The 16,331-nt window shown below is 57.9% G+C and carries 16 protein-coding genes; all 16 read right to left on the reverse strand.

Annotation, left to right across the window (positions count from 1 at the left end; all coding sequences use genetic code 11):
- Positions 1–7: 7 nt before the first annotated feature.
- Positions 8–595, reverse strand: a complete 588-nt coding sequence (locus LG31_RS0100470) for a Maf family protein (RefSeq protein ID WP_033112547.1) — start codon at positions 593–595, stop codon at positions 8–10.
- Between the two features lie 2 nt (positions 596–597).
- A complete protein-coding gene (gene mreD, locus LG31_RS0100475) occupies positions 598–1,083 on the reverse strand; it encodes a rod shape-determining protein MreD (RefSeq protein ID WP_033112548.1) in 486 nt (161 codons plus the stop codon).
- Positions 1,083–1,979, reverse strand: a complete 897-nt coding sequence (gene mreC / locus LG31_RS0100480; RefSeq protein ID WP_033112549.1) for a rod shape-determining protein MreC — start codon at positions 1,977–1,979, stop codon at positions 1,083–1,085. The genes mreD and mreC overlap by 1 nt, the downstream gene beginning before the upstream one ends.
- Positions 1,980–2,021: 42 nt before the next feature.
- Entirely contained in the window at positions 2,022–3,062 is a 1,041-nt protein-coding gene (locus LG31_RS0100485; protein WP_005340051.1) for a rod shape-determining protein, read from the reverse strand.
- Between the two features lie 205 nt (positions 3,063–3,267).
- The gene (locus LG31_RS0100490) at positions 3,268–6,948 is read right to left on the reverse strand and encodes a DUF6701 domain-containing protein (protein WP_033112550.1); all 3,681 of its coding nucleotides are present in this window, start codon (positions 6,946–6,948) and stop codon (positions 3,268–3,270) included.
- Positions 6,948–7,373, reverse strand: a complete 426-nt coding sequence (locus LG31_RS0100495) for an MSHA biogenesis protein MshP (protein WP_084059501.1) — start codon at positions 7,371–7,373, stop codon at positions 6,948–6,950. Before LG31_RS0100495 ends, LG31_RS0100490 begins: the two co-directional genes overlap by 1 nt.
- 37 nt (positions 7,374–7,410) lie before the next feature.
- Positions 7,411–8,280 (reverse strand): PilW family protein, encoded by an 870-nt coding sequence (locus LG31_RS0100500; RefSeq protein WP_084059502.1) that lies wholly within the window; start codon positions 8,278–8,280, stop codon positions 7,411–7,413.
- Positions 8,280–8,903 carry a type IV pilus modification PilV family protein gene (locus LG31_RS0100505; protein WP_033112552.1) on the reverse strand — a complete coding sequence of 208 codons (624 nt, stop codon included), beginning with the start codon at positions 8,901–8,903 and terminating at the stop codon, positions 8,280–8,282. The genes LG31_RS0100500 and LG31_RS0100505 overlap by 1 nt, the downstream gene beginning before the upstream one ends.
- Entirely contained in the window at positions 8,890–9,387 is a 498-nt protein-coding gene (locus LG31_RS0100510; protein WP_033112553.1) for a prepilin-type N-terminal cleavage/methylation domain-containing protein, read from the reverse strand. The genes LG31_RS0100505 and LG31_RS0100510 overlap by 14 nt, the downstream gene beginning before the upstream one ends.
- Before the next feature lie 51 nt (positions 9,388–9,438).
- On the reverse strand, positions 9,439–9,876 hold the full coding sequence (locus LG31_RS0100515) for a prepilin-type N-terminal cleavage/methylation domain-containing protein (RefSeq protein ID WP_033112554.1): 438 nt from the start codon (positions 9,874–9,876) through the stop codon (positions 9,439–9,441).
- 14 nt (positions 9,877–9,890) lie between these two features.
- On the reverse strand, positions 9,891–10,562 hold the full coding sequence (gene mshB, locus LG31_RS0100520; RefSeq protein WP_152598251.1) for an MSHA fimbrial major subunit MshB: 672 nt from the start codon (positions 10,560–10,562) through the stop codon (positions 9,891–9,893).
- Positions 10,563–10,641: 79 nt separating this feature from the next.
- The gene (locus tag LG31_RS0100525) at positions 10,642–11,103 is read right to left on the reverse strand and encodes a hypothetical protein (protein ID WP_033112556.1); all 462 of its coding nucleotides are present in this window, start codon (positions 11,101–11,103) and stop codon (positions 10,642–10,644) included.
- A gap of 203 nt (positions 11,104–11,306) precedes the next feature.
- On the reverse strand, positions 11,307–12,527 hold the full coding sequence (locus tag LG31_RS0100530) for a type II secretion system F family protein (RefSeq protein ID WP_033112557.1): 1,221 nt from the start codon (positions 12,525–12,527) through the stop codon (positions 11,307–11,309).
- Between the two features lie 3 nt (positions 12,528–12,530).
- Positions 12,531–14,240: an MSHA fimbrial ATPase MshE gene (gene mshE / locus LG31_RS0100535; protein WP_033112558.1), complete on the reverse strand. Its 1,710-nt coding sequence runs from the start codon at positions 14,238–14,240 to the stop codon at positions 12,531–12,533.
- 56 nt (positions 14,241–14,296) lie between these two features.
- A complete protein-coding gene (locus tag LG31_RS0100540) occupies positions 14,297–15,388 on the reverse strand; it encodes a tetratricopeptide repeat protein (RefSeq protein WP_033112559.1) in 1,092 nt (363 codons plus the stop codon).
- On the reverse strand, positions 15,385–16,275 hold the full coding sequence (locus LG31_RS0100545; RefSeq protein WP_033112560.1) for an ExeA family protein: 891 nt from the start codon (positions 16,273–16,275) through the stop codon (positions 15,385–15,387). The genes LG31_RS0100540 and LG31_RS0100545 overlap by 4 nt, the downstream gene beginning before the upstream one ends.
- Between the last annotated feature and the right edge of the window lie 56 nt (positions 16,276–16,331).

The raw sequence follows: 16,331 nt of genomic DNA on the forward strand, positions 1-16,331 counted from the left end.
CGGGAAATTACCTGAGCTGTTCCAGATGATGCTTGATCAGCAGATCCGTTTCCAGCAGGGGCAGGCCGACCACGGCGCTGTAGCTCCCCTCGATACGGCTGACGAACTTGCCAGCAATACCCTGAATGCCGTAGGCCCCGGCCTTGTCACAGGGCTCACCGGTCTGCCAGTAGGCCTCGATTTCGGCCTCGTCCAGCTTGCGAAATGCCACGTTGGTGGTGACCAGTCGCACGTCACAACGATCCTTGCTGGCCAGCGCCACCGCCGTCATCACCTGATGCACCTTGCCGGAGAGCGCCTCCAGCATGTCTTTGGCATCGAGCAGATCGGACGGTTTCTCCAGCACTCTGTCGCCCAGCACCACTATGGTGTCGGCGCCCAGCACCGGCAATGCGTCAGGTGCGATGGCCACACCGGCCATCGCTTTGTCGCGGGCGAGGCGGCAGACGTAATCCTGCGCCTTTTCGCCCTCTTCCCGTTGCTCGGGCACATCGAGTTTCAACACCTCGAAACGGTAGCCAAGCTGGGTCAGCAGTTCGCGACGACGGGGGGAACCCGACGCAAGATAGAGTTGCAGTTCGTTGTTTTTGCTCATATTTACCTGATATTGAAGCGGCGCCGCACTTTGCGCAACACCAGAAACACCCAGGGCCATATTAGCATCGTCGTCAACGTCGACCAAAAGTAGGCGAAGTTGAGGCTGGCACGGCTAAACAGGTGCTCGGCCCAGAAGACCGTCAGTTTGCCCACCAGCGAGAGGCAGCCGATGATCAGCGCCTGCTGCCAGAGGGAGAAGTTGCGGATCTTCTGGAACTGGAAGGCCGCCAGATAGGTGGTGATGGCCATCGCCATGGCGCGCACCCCGAGGGTGCTGCCAAGCAGCACATCCAGCAGCAGACCGGCCACCCAGGCGGTGCCAACGTTGGTCCGGTGCGGCAGCGCCAGCGCCCAGTAGATGAGCACCATGGCCAGCCAGTCCGGACGGAATGGATCAAATTCAAAGGGAAGCGGCAGGATCGACAGGCTTAAAGCCAGCAGGATCGAGATCCAGATCCAGATCCTGCCACTGGCGGGTTGCAGCATCAGCGAGTGGCTCCTGCGGCGGACGCAGCGGCAGCGGGGGCCGGGCGTTCGCCATCCTTGTCATTTACCTCGGGCTTCTTGTCGGTCCACAGCAGCAGCAGATAGCGCAACCGATCCAGCTCGACCAGAGGTTTGGCCTCGATCTGGGCGAAGGGCTTGCCTTCCACATACTCGGAGCGGGTCACGGTCGCCACCGGATAACCTTCCGGGAAGCGGCCGCCAAGACCGGAGGTAACCAGCAGATCACCCACCTGAATATCGGTGTTGCGCGGCAGGTTGCGCAGCTCCAGCTTGTCGAGCTCGCCACTGCCGGAAGCGATGGCGCGTAAGTCATTGCGCAGCACCCGCACCGGAATGCCGTGGCTGGAGTCGGTGATCAGCAGCACGCGACTGGTGGTGGAGCCCACATGGAGCACCTGACCAATCACACCCTGATCGTTGATCACTGCCTGACCGTTGTAGACGCCATCCAGCGCCCCTTTGTTGATCAGCACCTGATGGCTGAAGGGGTCGGAGTCCACCGACAGCAGCTCGGCCACCATCTTGCGGGACTCTTTGTGTACCGGCGAACCGAGCAGCTCACGCAGCCGCTGATTTTCATGCTCCAGCTGATCCATTTTGAGCAGGCGGGCACGCAGGGTGAACAGTTGCTGTTCCTGCTGCTTGGTCTGCTCGATGAGATCGGCACGGGTCTGCACCTGGGTCGACATGGTGTCGAGCAGGGTGCCGGGCGCATTGGCCATGTACTGCAACGGACTGACTAACGAACTGAGGTAGACGCGGACGTGGCTGAACACACCGAAGCGGGAATCCGCGACGATGGCAGCAATGGAGATGATGACGGCGAGAAACAACCGTAACTGAAGCGAAGGGCCTCTACCAAAAATGGGTTTCATGGGTCGTCAAAAAAGAGCCGGCACGCTGGCCGGCTTTGGGTCTTATTCGTAGTGGAACAGATCGCCACCGTGCATATCGATCAGCTCCAGCGCCTTGCCGCCGCCACGGGCCACACAGGTGAGGGGATCTTCGGCAACGACGACGGGGATACCGGTCTCTTCCATCAGCAGACGGTCGATATCTTTCAGCAGCGCACCACCACCGGTCAGCACCATGCCGCGCTCGGAGATGTCGGAAGCCAGTTCCGGCGGAGACTGTTCCAGCGCCACCATCACGGCAGCCACGATACCGGACAGCGGCTCTTGCAGCGCTTCCAGGATCTCGTTGGAGTTGAGGGTAAAGCTGCGCGGCACACCTTCAGCCAGGTTGCGACCACGGACTTCGATCTCGCGCACCTCTTCGCCCGGGTAGGCGGAGCCGATCTCGTGCTTGATGCGCTCGGCAGTAGCTTCACCGATCAGGCTGCCGTAGTTGCGACGGACGTAGCTGATGATCGCTTCATCAAACTTGTCGCCACCGATACGGACGGACTGGGAGTAGACCACACCGTTCAGGGAGATGATGGCCACTTCGGTAGTACCACCACCGATATCAACCACCATGGAACCGGTCGCTTCGGATACCGGCAGACCGGCACCGATGGCAGCAGCCATAGGCTCGTCGATCAGGTAAACCTCGCGGGCACCGGCACCCAGAGCGGATTCCTTGATGGCGCGACGCTCAACCTGAGTGGAGCCACACGGTACACACACCAGCACTCGCGGGCTGGGGCGGAAATAGTTGTTGTCGTGAACCTGCTTGATGAAGTGCTGCAGCATCTTCTCGGTCACGTAAAAATCGGCAATCACACCGTCTTTCATCGGGCGGATCGCGGAGATGTTGCCCGGGGTACGGCCCAGCATCTGCTTGGCGGCATGACCGACAGCAGCGACCGATTTGGCGTTCCCGCGCTCTTGGCGAATGGCGACAACTGAGGGTTCGTTAAGGACGATCCCTTGATCTTTTACATAGATCAGGGTGTTGGCAGTTCCCAAATCGATCGACAGATCGTTGGAAAAGACGCCTCTGAGCTTTTTGAACATGGCTACGGGAAATCCTAAGAATTTGGAGGTGCAGAAAACCGGCTAACTTTACCAATGCCCACCCCAATGGGCAAGCGCTCAAACTGTCGCCAATCAATCAAGCGCGACAAAAGTGCGAGTCATTACTCACTTGCTCAGGCTTGCCAGCCCTCATAAACAGGGTGTTGGAGGGAGAAGATACGCCTCACCCCCCTGTTGCGGCACCTCAGCGCAATATTTCGCGCCGATAGATAATTCTGTCATTACCGCGGGTCGAACCAAAGATGGCCTCACCTTGCAGGGTCAGCGGATCGGAGAGCCAGAGCGGTGATGAGGGTTGCTTCGCCAGATCCACCTTGTAGGGAATACGTACTGCGATCCCGGGTCTGGCAAACTGGAAGCGTATCTCGCCATCCTTTGCCTTATCCGACATAGCGCCGGGAGGTGCGCTGCCCAGCCCTAGTCTGATGGGTAACCCCACCCCCAGATTCAGACTACTGGTTGCCGCATCAAACGAGTGGCTTGGATTGAGGAACGCAATCCCCTGACTGGCAAGGGAGAGCTGGGTGCACTGATCCAGCTTGTTTAACACCCAGTTGCCCGCTTCGTAATATTGCATCTGCAGCGGAATTGCCAACGGTGCCGAGGCAAGACCCGCTCCTGTCCCCGCCATCAGCCGGCCAAAATAGGTCTGCATTGGCACGCTGTCGATCAATCTTGCGTTGCAAGCCACCCCGCTACAATTGCCGACCACCGCATCGTTGAAGTCAGGCGTGGCGATCAGGGTATTGCCACCGTCGTTGTCGTTCATATAGAGGCCAAACAGCAGCGACTTGTAGGGGCCATCCGGCTGGGTATCAGAGAGACGGGCAAAGGCAGTGGCGCCGTTAAACGCAGCTTTACCGTTGACCCATGATGGCACCGCGAGGCTGGTCAGCCGGGTCGCCAGAGAGTTGCCGTCCTTGTTATTGGCGACGGAAATATAGGCACTGCCCTTGGCGAAAGCGCCAGTATAGTTCTGAGTCTGTCCCCCGGACTGGTTGCGAGCCCGCACATCAAGCGTCACCCCAAAAGGTTGCCCCATATAGGAGAAAGCGTTGCAGGCCGGCACTATGTCGCCACTGACCAGATTGAAGTCGCTCGGCACAAAACGCCCCAACGGCGCGCTCTGAGCTGAAGGGATGGTATAACCGAAGTAACCATTGGCCGGCGGGGTTGCTGTCATTCTGAACACCCCCACCTCGTTTACCGTCTGGTTGACGGTATTGATACTGTTGGTTGCCGCAGCATGGTTATAGGTAGCGGTTCCTACCGTAGCATTGGTACCCGGTGTTGGAGCAACCAGGCTAGTGCCAAGGGCGATACCGTTCAGCGCAAAGTTGGGCGTGGCCAGATTCCCCGTACAGATATCGTTGTCACTGCCTGACTCCCAGGCCATGGCCTGGATCTGGATCGGGAAAGTAGCCCCCGTTTTTCGGAAAACCGGGCAGTTGGCGTAATTGCCGGAACAACTACCACTGGCACTGGTGATACAGAGCCCCACCGGCCGAGCCACAAACTGATCCGATCCTGTCATGATCAGACCTGCCTCATTGCCACTACCGTCATAGCGGGCATCCAGCTGCACCTGACCGGCATCGGGATACGCGACCGTTATGGAAGATTGTCCCTGAGCATCAAAAGCGAGAGAGAGGGGGGTTGCAGCGCCCTGACTGGCACCAATCGCACTGCTGTTGACGCTGATCTGGCTGTTATAGGGGTTACTGGCAGGGGTGATATAGCTGCTCCAGAACTTGACGCTCTTGGTCTGACTGGCAAACCCCGGCACACACAGCTTGGTCACATCGCTCTTTTTGACCGCCTTGATGGTCACTATCTGCGGCTGATTGGAATAGGTGTCAGGCACATCAAAGAAGAAGCCGCTGTCGGCAAAATTCAGGGTACAGGCTACCGCACTAGGCGTACCAGCCCCGGCCTTGCACAAGGTGGTACTGAATGGCTTGGTCGTAGGATTCGAACCGGAAACGCCGATAGTAACTGCAGTCGTCGTGTTATTACGCAATTGCACCGTGGTCGAGCCGCCGCTGAATGTCACCGTATTGCCGCCAATCCAACCATTGCTGGCAGAAGTAGGGGTAAGACTGAGGGTCGCGGTCACCGGGTCTTTGATAAGTGTGCTACAAGCGGCATCGGCGCATGCCTTGACCGTCACCGTCTCGGGATTACAGGTCAGCGGCTGACCGGAGTAATCAAGCTGGAAGTGGTCAATCTGCACCCCGATCGGGTTGGAGCGCAGAGCGCAGATTTGGAGATCATCCAGCTCATGGTTATTGTTGGCACCTCCTGTTGACCCTGTAAGCGACAACAAAAAATCTGCTGGAACCTGCTCTTGTCCAGCGGTCGCCATCGCATTGAATGGGGTAACAAGGGTACTAAATCCGGAGCCACTGTCTCTATCCAACGAGACCATCGCACGCCCCGCGACCCGAGAATCGACTCTCAATCGATACAGGTGACCCGGCTGTGCAGAACTGGTGCCACTCACATCAATCTTGGGATTAAGATTGGCTGCCGTGCCTGCCAAATAGCGATAACTTGAACCGACGCCCCCCCGAATCGCAATTGCTTGAGCACGGAATCCCGGGCCACCAACTTTCCCTTCATTACCGTTGGAAAAGTTGCCATATTCATCAAGCCCGACGCCAAGCCACCCACCGGCAAAACCAGGCGTTCCATCATCACGTTGGGCATAACCGAGCGCGCCACCAAAACTACCGGGCTGCGGGGTTACTGTCGCATCAGAAAGAATCACCGCCAATCCATCCCCCCCGGTATTAAACCAAGTGGGTGACCATGCATAATAACGAAAAGTGACTTCGACCAAATTATTTGCAGCCGGGAATAAACGCTGATAAGTCGCGGAAGTAGCCTGATTACCACTCGCCTCAGTCATCCGTAATCGGCCACTGATAATCTTCGGGTCAAAAGAACCAGAAGTCCTTTTGACAACCCACTTGTCACTCAATGTTGTTCCGGGAAAATCATCTGAAAAACACCCCAGTATGGGAGTGAATGTCTGATCATTGATTGCAGAACTATCAGTCATATTCAGACTACGGCTTGTCGTGCGTCCACGAATAATGGCTGAATTGTTAAGAGTCAGATTTTGATCGGAGTAGACATAACCATTTATTTGACTCCCTCCATTCAGGGTAATTCCGCCATAACCAAATAACAGCAGTGTTCCCTCGCCAGAAGCATTCAATATGGCATTGTTCAGCTCAAAAGTGTTTTTGACAAAAATACGAACTTCACCCTGAATCTGAATTTCTGCACCCTGATTCATCGTTAATGATTCAATCCAGTAATCACCGGATGAAAAAATCACTTTGGCGCTATTGTTCAATACCAACGACTTGATGCGATATTCGGTAGCAGCATTGGAGAAACTTAAAGAGCAACTGGTATTCAATGCAATGGAGTTAAATTGATTCGAGGTTGCACTCCCGATACTCAACTGCTGCCCAGCCTGACATTGTGAAAAATCGCCACTAGATCCACTACTCGAGGAAAATGCATTACCACCGCTAACAGGTAACCCACGTATCGTATTTCGGGTAATCGAGCACAAGCGGCGAGAACCATCTGCGTTGTCACATGCATCCAACGGCATTCCGGAGCCCTGGCTTGAAGTACAATAATTAAGTGCAGCTCCTGCAGTGCCGTTCACCTTGGCAGAGCCGTACATAGTCAACGCCGGATTACCAAGGGAATTGCAATTAAGATTGGTGTCCCCACGATGACCCTGAGTCACTGCAGGAAAATAGGTGGATGTGTCGATAGTCTGAAACGCCCCGGTAGCACTACTGAATAACCAGAAGGCTAGAATCAACCAAACCTTGCGCATCAGGGTGTACCTCCATCAAAAGCTTCCACCATCACGGTTCTGCTCACCATAAAATCAGGGCTGTCCGAGGTGAGGTCACTTGTACCGCACGTGCCAACACTCTCCAGCCTATAGCCGTTGGTCACGGTTCCGTTGTAGGTCACCGGCACACTGCCGCAACGAACCACAGCCTGACAACCTGCAAGCCCGGGATTGGCGGTAAAGTTGACTGAAGTGGTTGCCGGGCACAACGCGGGAGGAGCCAGCTGGGCGAGAGTGCGATTTGGAAACAACCGATAGAGCGACATTTCCAGCCCGCTCTGGGCAGCCAGCAGGGCACGCACGCTACGTACCTCCACGGTATTTTTTTCGCTGCTATCGACCAGAAAACGACCCATGGCTGCAGCCAGCAGAGCCATGACCACAATGACGAAGAGCGCAATCATCAGGACGCTCCCCCGCATACCTCTTGGTGAACGCGAATCAAGGGACATTGAGCACCTCGATCTTGTGATTGAACGTGACCGACTCCCCCTTGCGCTCGAATACGAAGCGCATGCCAAACTCTCCCTCCGCGTTGAAGGCTGAGGTTTCCCGATAGAAATTGCCGGAAGCAAGAGAATCGGCCATCAACACACCGGTGGCAGGCAAAGATGCACTGATGGCAGCACTTGCCCGGGTGATCGCGCTGCCCTCCACGCAATAGCGAACCTGCTGATTGACAAAGTAAACCCGGCTCCCCGGCGAGAGGCCGGCAAGACTCTCGGCACTGGTGTAGCGGATAGATTGTGCACCGGATACCGGAGTCTGCACTGCTGTGACGTTTGCCACGCAGCGCCCGTAATCACAACCACTGCTCAGGGAACCCGCACTGGAATTGGGTAACGGAAAGACCACCATCAGATCACCGACTTTGACCGCGGTCGCATCAGAGCTCAGGGGATCCGTCGCGGCGGCAGGCGTTGCCATCACCAGCTCCAGCGTGGAGCTGCTGCCTGATATCGTTTTGTTCAGGGCAAGGTAGCGGCTGGAGGTGCTGATGGGCCAGAAGCGCAGGCAGACACCGGAATCAACCCAGAGGCCGCCCGCAGTCTCGATCCGCTCAGAACCGGGTACCGCATTGCGCAGCTCGCGGTTTAGCCGCTCCATGGCAAAGCGGGCATCGCTCATCAGCTGCTCACGGCTGCTGGCATCACCGTAGATCTGGGTGCCAATACCGATAAACTGGCTGGTAAAGGTCGCCATGATCCCGAGCAGCAGAATCACCATCACCAGCTCGACCAGAGTAAAACCTCTGGCTGAGCATAAAGCGGTCAGGGCCGAGCTACGGCCCCGTTGAATGATCCTGCCCATCAGTAATTCCCCCGATAGAAGGAGAAATCGAGCACGCTCTGATTGGGCAGGCGAACCTGCAAATCGATGCGCTTTCCTACCGAGCAGGGGGCCGTACAGTTCTTGAAGGTACCATCGCTGAAATCAACGGCACTGACAGCGATTTTGACCTGATAGTTGCGATACTCATCGCTGCCGATACCTGATGAAGTCTGGGTGAACCAGCTGGCATCCCGCCAACTTCCCGCCGTATCGAAGTCATCCACATCGTTATAGGCGTAGGGGGTAGGCTCACCATCGGGGCCATATTGACTGGGCAGCCAACCAGCAATCGCCGGAGCAGGAGGTTGCTGGGTACATGTCACGCCAACAGGGCAGCTGCAATCCCCATAAAATTGGCCATTGAAGGTCTCACCACAACGGTAACGACCACCGTTATGATCTGATTTTTCATCAAACGACTTTTGCAGGATCTCGCCAGTCAGACGCTGGGCCAACTGGGCGGCACGCACCTGCTGCACCGGATCAACAGCCTGTGGCGCCTGATTGATGAGTAAACCGAGTATGCCGGTCAGCGCCACCGCCAGCAGCACTATGCCGACGATCAGCTCGATCAGGGTAAAACCGCGTTCAGGGGCTCTCATGGATATAGCCCTCTGACTCGATCCTGATTGCTCCCGTCTCGCGCCCATCGCTTACCTGCAGGGTACATCCCGCACTGCAAACCCCGATTGGTCGTCCCATCTGATCGAAACGGAGCACAAAGCTGCTGCTGTTATTAAGGGAGATAGTCATACCGGCAGAAGGCGTGACCGGGCGGCCACGGGTGCGTTGATTGCCACTCCAGCTGGCAAGAGCGCCAGGGGCAGGACAACTCCCGCCGACAACAGCTTGGGTAATATGAGCAAAACTGGATGCATCGACCACCAACTGGGTGCAGCGGTTGGCAGGCTCATGCATATTGACGGTCTGCACCAAGCGCAGCCGGGTCAGCAGCTCATCACGCAAACTTTGAGTTTCAAAGCCGCCTTTGCCCAGCCATTTGGGCACGGCAAAGGCGGCCAGAATCCCGAGCAACAGGATTACCAGTACCAGTTCAATCAGGGTAAAGCCCTTGGTTGCAGGCATAGGTATTCTCATCAGGGAAAGAGAAAGCGAGGCCGAAGCCTCGCTTACATATCAGCAGCCTGACAATGTTGTTACGGATGCAGCCGAACTTGTCGCTTCCTTGTAGTTCACTGTGCAGGTGGAACTGCTGGTAGAAAATACAAAGTTGCCAAGCGCGCTAGATACTGTGCCAGTCCAAGAACCATCAAGAGTAACAGCGTTCTTAATGCCTGTAGCAGTCGCAGCCGGATAACCATAAACAACAGAAATGCTAGTACCATCACTACTGCTAACAGCGCCAGTTGCATTACGCTCTACACCAGCCAACGCGGACTTGCTGTAAACCAGCTGAGCCGAGCTACTTACAGCAGCCTGCACGCCCTGAGCCGCAGACTTCTTGGCATCATCCTGCAGATTCAGGAACTTGGGTGCGGCAGTCACTGCCAGAATCCCCAGGATGATGATCACGATAACCAGTTCGATCAGGGTAAAACCCGCCTGTTTTTTCATTGCACTTTCCTCTGTCAATTAATATTGGTGGTCACCTGACCGGAGGCCGGACGGTAACTGAAACTCATAAATGCATCAGTACTGCCTTGCGGATCCTGATACTTGCCATCGCTGCCCTTACTTAAACTATTGACCAGATAGTAACGGCAGACCGAATCCAGTCCATTACTGCTCACGGTGGCATAGTATTTCAGGTCATTACCACTACCGCGCACTTCACTGAAGCTGGCCGTAGCCTTGGGTGGGTTTTGCAGCAACCCCTCCCAAATTTTCAGACACCGCTCCGCAGTCAGATTGGTAGGATCCACATCGGGAGTGCCGCCAGCCGCGGTATCCATCGGATAACCCGGCGATAACTCGCCATTGCTGATCTGGGTATCGGTCGGTGTTGTGAGATAGAAACGGGAACCGTCATAAAGCACTGTGTTGAGACTATCCTGTTTGGCTCGCCCCTCAGCCTCCCATTGGGCCCGCACCAGAGATACCCCGGTAGCAAAACCGCCGGAAACCCCCTCGACGCTGGCTTTCTTCGCCTCATCAGTCACATCGAGAAAACGGGGCAACGCCGTTACCGCCAGGATCCCCAGGATCACGATGACGATCACCAGCTCAATCAGAGAGAAACCTGCCGTCCGTTTCATCATCCCTCTCATTGGCACTCTCAGTGCCGTTGATTTCATTGTCATGCACCCTCCCCAATAGAGCCTGTATTATTTCATGCAGACTCAAAAAAATCATGCCGTTAGGCCCTATCATCGCCCTTGTTCAAGGTGATTTAATCACGCGCCCGTCAGAAAATTGATAAAAGAGCCAATAACCATCCCACCCTATGTCGCAACCGCTGCCATCGGCGCGGGCCAAAAACTGCAGAGGAGGCAGCTCCTCCTGCTGTTCTCCCATCAGCGCCAGCCACAACTGTCGGCAATCAGCGGAAGGGGATTGCAGTGGCGACAGACCCAGCGGCCAGCCTCGCTTATCGAAATGCCAGCCCTGCTCACCCACATAGAGCGTCTGGGGCCGCCGCTCATCGAGCCAGAGGCCGTGCAAACGTTGTGCCCGTTCGGCAAATTGCACACCCAGCAGGGTGAGAGTGAGTTGCTGTGCCTCCTCCCGGTTGTGCTGATAAGTGCGCGCCAGCGTAGCCACAATCACCATCAGCAGGATCACCACCGCAATCCGCCGATAGCCGCCGAGCCAGCGGTCATCCTGCACTGCCTGTCTGCTCATCCAGCCCTCGACTCCCCCGCAGCTACGCCAGCAAATTACTTGCCTCGCACAGCGCACATCATGTTCCACCACTTCGGCGTGAAGATACCGAGCTACTTGCTTCTTACGGCTCTCATCATGTCCCACCACTCCGGCGTGAAAATACCGGGTTACTTGCCTCTTACGGCCCTCATCATGTCCCACTCTGGCGTGAAGATACTGGGTTACTTTCCTCTTACGGCTCTCATCATGTCCCACATCGGTGTGAAGATACCCAGCGCCAGAATCAGCACCATGACCGCCACAATCCCGATCAGGATCGGCTCGATCCGCGCGGTGAGGCTCTTGAGGTCATAGTCGACCTCTCGCTCGTAATATTCGGCCGCTTCATGGAGCAGGTCATCGACCTGACCGGTCTCTTCACCCACCGCAATCATCTGCATTACCAGCGGGGTAAACAGGCCGCTGCTGCTGGCGGTGCGCAGCAGGCTCTCACCTCGCTCGATCCCGGCCCGCATATCACGGATCCGGCCAGCCATCCAAGCGTTATCCACCGCATCGGCAACCAGCGTCAGTGCAGTATTGAGCGGCACCCCTGCTTTAAGCATCATGGAAAAACTGCGGGCAAAACGGGCCAGCAGGGAGCGCTCGATGATGGTACCTACGATAGGCAACCTGAGTTGCCAGCGATGCCAGGTCAGCTTGCCCTTGGGAGTAGCCACCCAGCGCCGCCAGCTAACGACAATAGCAATCAGGGTGGCAAGCATCAGCCACCAGTAGTGCACAAAGAAGTGGGAGGTTGCGAGCAGGATCCGGGTCGCCAGCGGCAGCTCCACCCCGAATTTGGCAAACATGCCGGCAAAGACCGGTATCACCATGATATTGAGGATCACCATGGCGATGCCGATGGCGATCAGCACGAAGCTGGGATAACGCATCGCAGTCTTGATCCGCTTGCGGGTCTCCAGCTCCAGCTCGAAATAGGTGGCAAGCTGCAGGAAGGCCTCTTCCAGCTGACCGGTGTTCTCACCAACGTGAATAATGGCGATAAAGAGACTGCTGAACACTCTGGGGTGAGCCTGCATCGAGCTCGATAAGGGTCGGCCGTTGCCAAGATCCTCTCCCAGCGCATGGAGCGCACGTTTGAGCGGCTTGCTGTGGGTGCTCTCCTCCAGCCCGGCGATGGCGCGCAGGATCGGGATCCCGGCCCGGGTCAGAGCATACATCTGGCGGCAGAAGATCACCAGCTCATCGAGTTTGACACCCCCCTCCAGCAGCAGCGACCAGTTAAGCTCGGCCCCCTTGGCCTTGCCCGGTTTGAGCTCGGTGGGCATCACGCCACGGCGCATCAATTGCTCGGCCGCCGCCATTTCGTTGGCAGCCTCAACCACACCGCTGGTAGCGTTGCCCTGGCTGTCGCGCCCCTTGTAGGCAAAGTTAGCCATCGCTTACCCCAAATCCTCGGCCAGCCGGAGCACCTCATCCACCGAGGTAATACCCTCACGGGCATAATCGAGGGCAGTGAGGGCCAATGGCCGATAGTGCTCATGCTGACGGGCTGCCTTGGCAAAACCCTCAGCGTCATTACGGCGCAGTGCATCCATCATCGGCTGATCCAGCTCCAGCAACTCGTAAACCCCGATCCGGCCCGAATAGCCGGTGAAGTTGCAGCTCTGGCAACCCCGCCCCTTGTGATAGGTATGCTGCCCGGGGGCCTCTCCCGAGAGCACGGTAAGCCAGGTCGTCTGTCCTTCATCCGGCACCTTCTCCTCGACGCAGTGTTCGCAGATCCGTCTCACCAGTCGCTGAGCGACAACCGCCCGCAGGGCGCTGGCAACCAGATAACCCGGAGCCCCCATATCGATCAGGCGCAGAGCACTGGTCACCGCATCGTTGGTATGCAAGGTGGTCAGCACCAGGTGACCGGTGATGGCGCCGCGCAGGCCGATCTCCACCGTCTCGTTGTCGCGCATCTCGCCCACCAGCAGGATGTCCGGGTCCTGACGCAAGGTAGACCGCAGCACGTGGGAGAAGGTGAGGCCAATCTTGGGGTTGACCTGCACCTGGCTGATGCGAGGCAAGCGGTACTCCACCGGGTCTTCAACCGTGATGATCTTCTGGCTCGCCTGATTGAGTTCGGAGAGGGCGCCATAGAGAGTCGTAGTCTTGCCGCTACCGGTCGGTCCCGTTACCAGGATCATACCGTGCGGCCGTTTGAGCTGACGGCGGAAACGGGTCAGGATATCGGGCGGCATCCCGGTTTCAGTCAGCGAGAGGATGCCCGAGGATTGATCCAGCAGACGCATCACCACCGACTCGCCATACTGCACCGGCATGGTGGACATCCGCACGCCCACATCGCGCCCGCGCACCTTCATGTTGAAACGGCCATCCTGCGGCAAGCGCTTCTCGGAGATATCGAGCCCCGCCACCAGCTTGAGACGCAGCACCAGCGCCTGGGCGATGCGCACCTCGTTAAGGATATTCTCGTGGAGGATGCCGTCGATCCGCTGGCGAATGCGCAGCACCTTCTCGTCCGGCTCGATATGGATATCCGAAGCGCCAACCTGAACCGCGTCCTCGAACACGGAGCGCAGCAGCTTGGCCACTGTCGCCTCCCCCTCATCGGCAGCGCTCAGATTGCCGGAACCCAGCTCGAAGCCGGAGTCCTGATACTCCTCCTGCAGCTGCTCGGCAAAGCTCTCAATCTCGCGGGTGCGGCGATAGAGACGGTCGAAATACTCCAGCAGCTGCCCTTCACGTGCCACCGCAAGCACCATGATGCGCGGGCTGAGCAGAGCGGCGATGGCATCCAGTGCGCTCAAATCGGCCGGATCCGACATGGCAACCGTCACCCGATCGTCAGTGAGATTGACCGCCAGCGCCCGGTAACGGCGCGCCTGCACCTCGGGCAACAGCGGCACGGCGGCAGCATCTATGGTGAGGTTGTTGAGATCGAAGAATGGCACATCCAGCTGGCGGGCGAGAAATTGCAGCAGCTGCACCTCGCTGATAAAGCCGAGGTCGATGAGGGTGGTGCCCAGCTTGCGGCCGGTCTGACGCTGCTGCTGCAGCGCTAGCTGCAGCTGATCATCGGAGATGATCTGCTCTTGTACCAGCAGGTCGCCGAGGCGCATTTTCAGTCTGGGTTGTGCCATTGCTACTCCGATTCCTGTTGTTCTCTTCCCTCTTGCTCCATCTGATCCGGTGATCGTCAGGGAGCAAGCTGGGCAATCCGTTGTTCCAACCAGCTGGTGGATGCTTCACCCAGGTTGCCATGCAGCTGAGCATTGCGATAGGCATCGAGGGCACGCTGGCTGTGGCCCTGACCATCCTCGGCCACACCGAGCCCCAGCCACCAGCGCCCCTGATCGGGCTGCTGGCGCAGCAGCTTCACATAGAGATTGGCCGCCTCGACATTCTGTCCCAGCTCCTGCGCCAGTCCGGCCCAAGTCGCGTAATAGTCCAGATTGCTGGCGAGATCAGGCTGATAACCAGCCAACCAGCCCAGCGCCTGCTGCTGCAACCCCTCGCTGATGGCGAGACGGGCCAGTAGCAGACGAAAATCGGCCTGTTGCGGATCGAGCCGGATCCCCTCCTCCAGCAGCTGGCGTGCCTCGGTCAGCCGCCCTTCGCCGTAGAGCAACCCGGCCAGCTGTTCACGGGCGCCCTGGTTATAGGGATCGTGGGCCAGCACGTCGTAGTAGTTGTCCTGAGCATCGCGCATATTGCCCTTGGCCATGGCGGTAGTCGCCTTGCGCTCCGAGAGCGCTGCCAGCTCTTTGGGTGACAGCTCGACCGTTTCAATCTTGAGCACGCTCGGCTTGCGCGGTACGGCGGCAGCCTGCTGCTCTGCGGCCAGCTCGGCATAAAGCTCGGGCTGCAGCTCCTCATCGGTCGGCGTCCGCTCGTCAATCTCGCTGGAGGCGTCAAAGGGAGCACCTTCCCCCTGAGCCAGCGATGCCTCGTCTTCAGCTTCTTCCTCTGCAGGTTCCGCCTGACGGGGCAGAGGCAGGGTAGCGGCCACTTCGGCCGATGCAGATGAGGCGACCGGCTCAGCCACCCGGGCAACCGCATCGGGAGCGCTCTGCTCGCTGACTACATTAGCCTGCGGTGCAACCACACGGGTTTGCTGCCAGTAGATCCAGGTTCGCCATCCTAGGATCCCGAGCGCCAGCCCGCAGAGCAGGGTGAGCAGCAACATCCACCAACCCTGCTGGCGCGCCGGAGCGACGTAGACGGCCGCCCCTTCGACGCTTTGCTGGCGCTGCTCCAGATCTTTCAGCATCTGGTTGATCACACTCATGACCAGACTCCATAAGCCAGGGCACATCCCAGCAATAGCAACAGCGGCCACCAGCGCCGTGGCGCAAAACGGCTGGCATCGTCGGTATCACGAATGGCGAGCCCTACCAGCCGGCCATCGACCTGACGAGCCCCCTGACCATAGGCCAGCATCAGGCACTTGTGCGCCAGGATGTTGATAAGCCTTGGCACCCCGCGCGAGGCGCGCCACAGCAGGCGCAAGGCGCGGCCGGCGAATAGCGGCGCACCGCGATAGCCGGAGATCTGCAATCTGTGCTCCAGATAGGCACGAGTCTCGTCAAAACTGAGTGGTCGCAGGCGATAGGAGAAGCCAATGCGCTGGCGCAGCTGACGCAAATTGGTTTTGGCCAGCCGCACATCCAGTTCGGGCTGACCAAACAGCACTATCTGCAACAGCTTGCTCGATTCGGTTTCCAGATTGCCAAACAGCCGAATTGCCTCCAGCGTCTCATCCGGCAGGGCTTGCGCCTCATCGATCAAGACCACCACCCGACTTCCCTGCTGATACAGGCTGATAAGGTGGCGATGGATGCGATCGGTCAGATCCAGCTCGCTTTGATCCCGCACCGACAACCCCAGCTCCAGCGCCAGCGCGGTGCGCAGCTCGGCCGGACTAAGGTGGGGATTGGGCAGCCACGCGAGGCGTACCGGGCACTCTTCCGAGCCCAGCTCGCTCAGCAATTTGCGGCAGAGCAGCGTCTTGCCGGTGCCCACTTCGCCGGTCACCTTGATAAAGCCTTCCCCCTGAGCCAACGCCCAGTTGAGCACCTGCAGCGCCTCTTCATGAGGCGGCAGGCCGTAGTAGAAACCGGTGTTGGGGGTAAGGCTGAACGGCGCCTCCTGCAGGCCGAAATGGGTCAGGTACATCTGTCGTTACCTGCTACAGCGGGCAAGAGACCTCTGCGAACAAATCGCCGCAGACC

Origin of the sequence: Aeromonas lacus (assembly GCF_000764665.1) — a bacterium.
Lineage (GTDB): Bacteria > Pseudomonadota > Gammaproteobacteria > Enterobacterales > Aeromonadaceae > Aeromonas > Aeromonas lacus.

Excerpts from the sequence above, each read along its gene's own strand:
- LG31_RS0100530 (WP_033112557.1), bottom strand. The coding sequence starts at position 12,527 with ATGGCTAACTTTGCCTACAAGGGGCGCGACAGCCAGGGCAACGCTACC.
- LG31_RS0100470 (WP_033112547.1), bottom strand. The coding sequence starts at position 595 with ATGAGCAAAAACAACGAACTGCAACTCTATCTTGCGTCGGGTTCCCCC.
- mshE (WP_033112558.1), bottom strand. The coding sequence starts at position 14,240 with ATGGCACAACCCAGACTGAAAATGCGCCTCGGCGACCTGCTGGTACAA.
- LG31_RS0100490 (WP_033112550.1), bottom strand. The coding sequence starts at position 6,948 with ATGCGCAAGGTTTGGTTGATTCTAGCCTTCTGGTTATTCAGTAGTGCT.
- LG31_RS0100540 (WP_033112559.1), bottom strand. The coding sequence starts at position 15,388 with ATGAGTGTGATCAACCAGATGCTGAAAGATCTGGAGCAGCGCCAGCAA.
- LG31_RS0100500 (WP_084059502.1), bottom strand. The coding sequence starts at position 8,280 with ATGGGCAGGATCATTCAACGGGGCCGTAGCTCGGCCCTGACCGCTTTA.
- LG31_RS0100505 (WP_033112552.1), bottom strand. The coding sequence starts at position 8,903 with ATGAGAGCCCCTGAACGCGGTTTTACCCTGATCGAGCTGATCGTCGGC.
- mreC (WP_033112549.1), bottom strand. The coding sequence starts at position 1,979 with ATGAAACCCATTTTTGGTAGAGGCCCTTCGCTTCAGTTACGGTTGTTT.
- LG31_RS0100510 (WP_033112553.1), bottom strand. The coding sequence starts at position 9,387 with ATGCCTGCAACCAAGGGCTTTACCCTGATTGAACTGGTACTGGTAATC.
- mshB (WP_152598251.1), bottom strand. The coding sequence starts at position 10,562 with ATGACAATGAAATCAACGGCACTGAGAGTGCCAATGAGAGGGATGATG.
- LG31_RS0100485 (WP_005340051.1), bottom strand. The coding sequence starts at position 3,062 with ATGTTCAAAAAGCTCAGAGGCGTCTTTTCCAACGATCTGTCGATCGAT.
- LG31_RS0100545 (WP_033112560.1), bottom strand. The coding sequence starts at position 16,275 with ATGTACCTGACCCATTTCGGCCTGCAGGAGGCGCCGTTCAGCCTTACC.
- LG31_RS0100515 (WP_033112554.1), bottom strand. The coding sequence starts at position 9,876 with ATGAAAAAACAGGCGGGTTTTACCCTGATCGAACTGGTTATCGTGATC.
- LG31_RS0100525 (WP_033112556.1), bottom strand. The coding sequence starts at position 11,103 with ATGAGCAGACAGGCAGTGCAGGATGACCGCTGGCTCGGCGGCTATCGG.
- LG31_RS0100495 (WP_084059501.1), bottom strand. The coding sequence starts at position 7,373 with ATGATTGCGCTCTTCGTCATTGTGGTCATGGCTCTGCTGGCTGCAGCC.
- mreD (WP_033112548.1), bottom strand. The coding sequence starts at position 1,083 with ATGCTGCAACCCGCCAGTGGCAGGATCTGGATCTGGATCTCGATCCTG.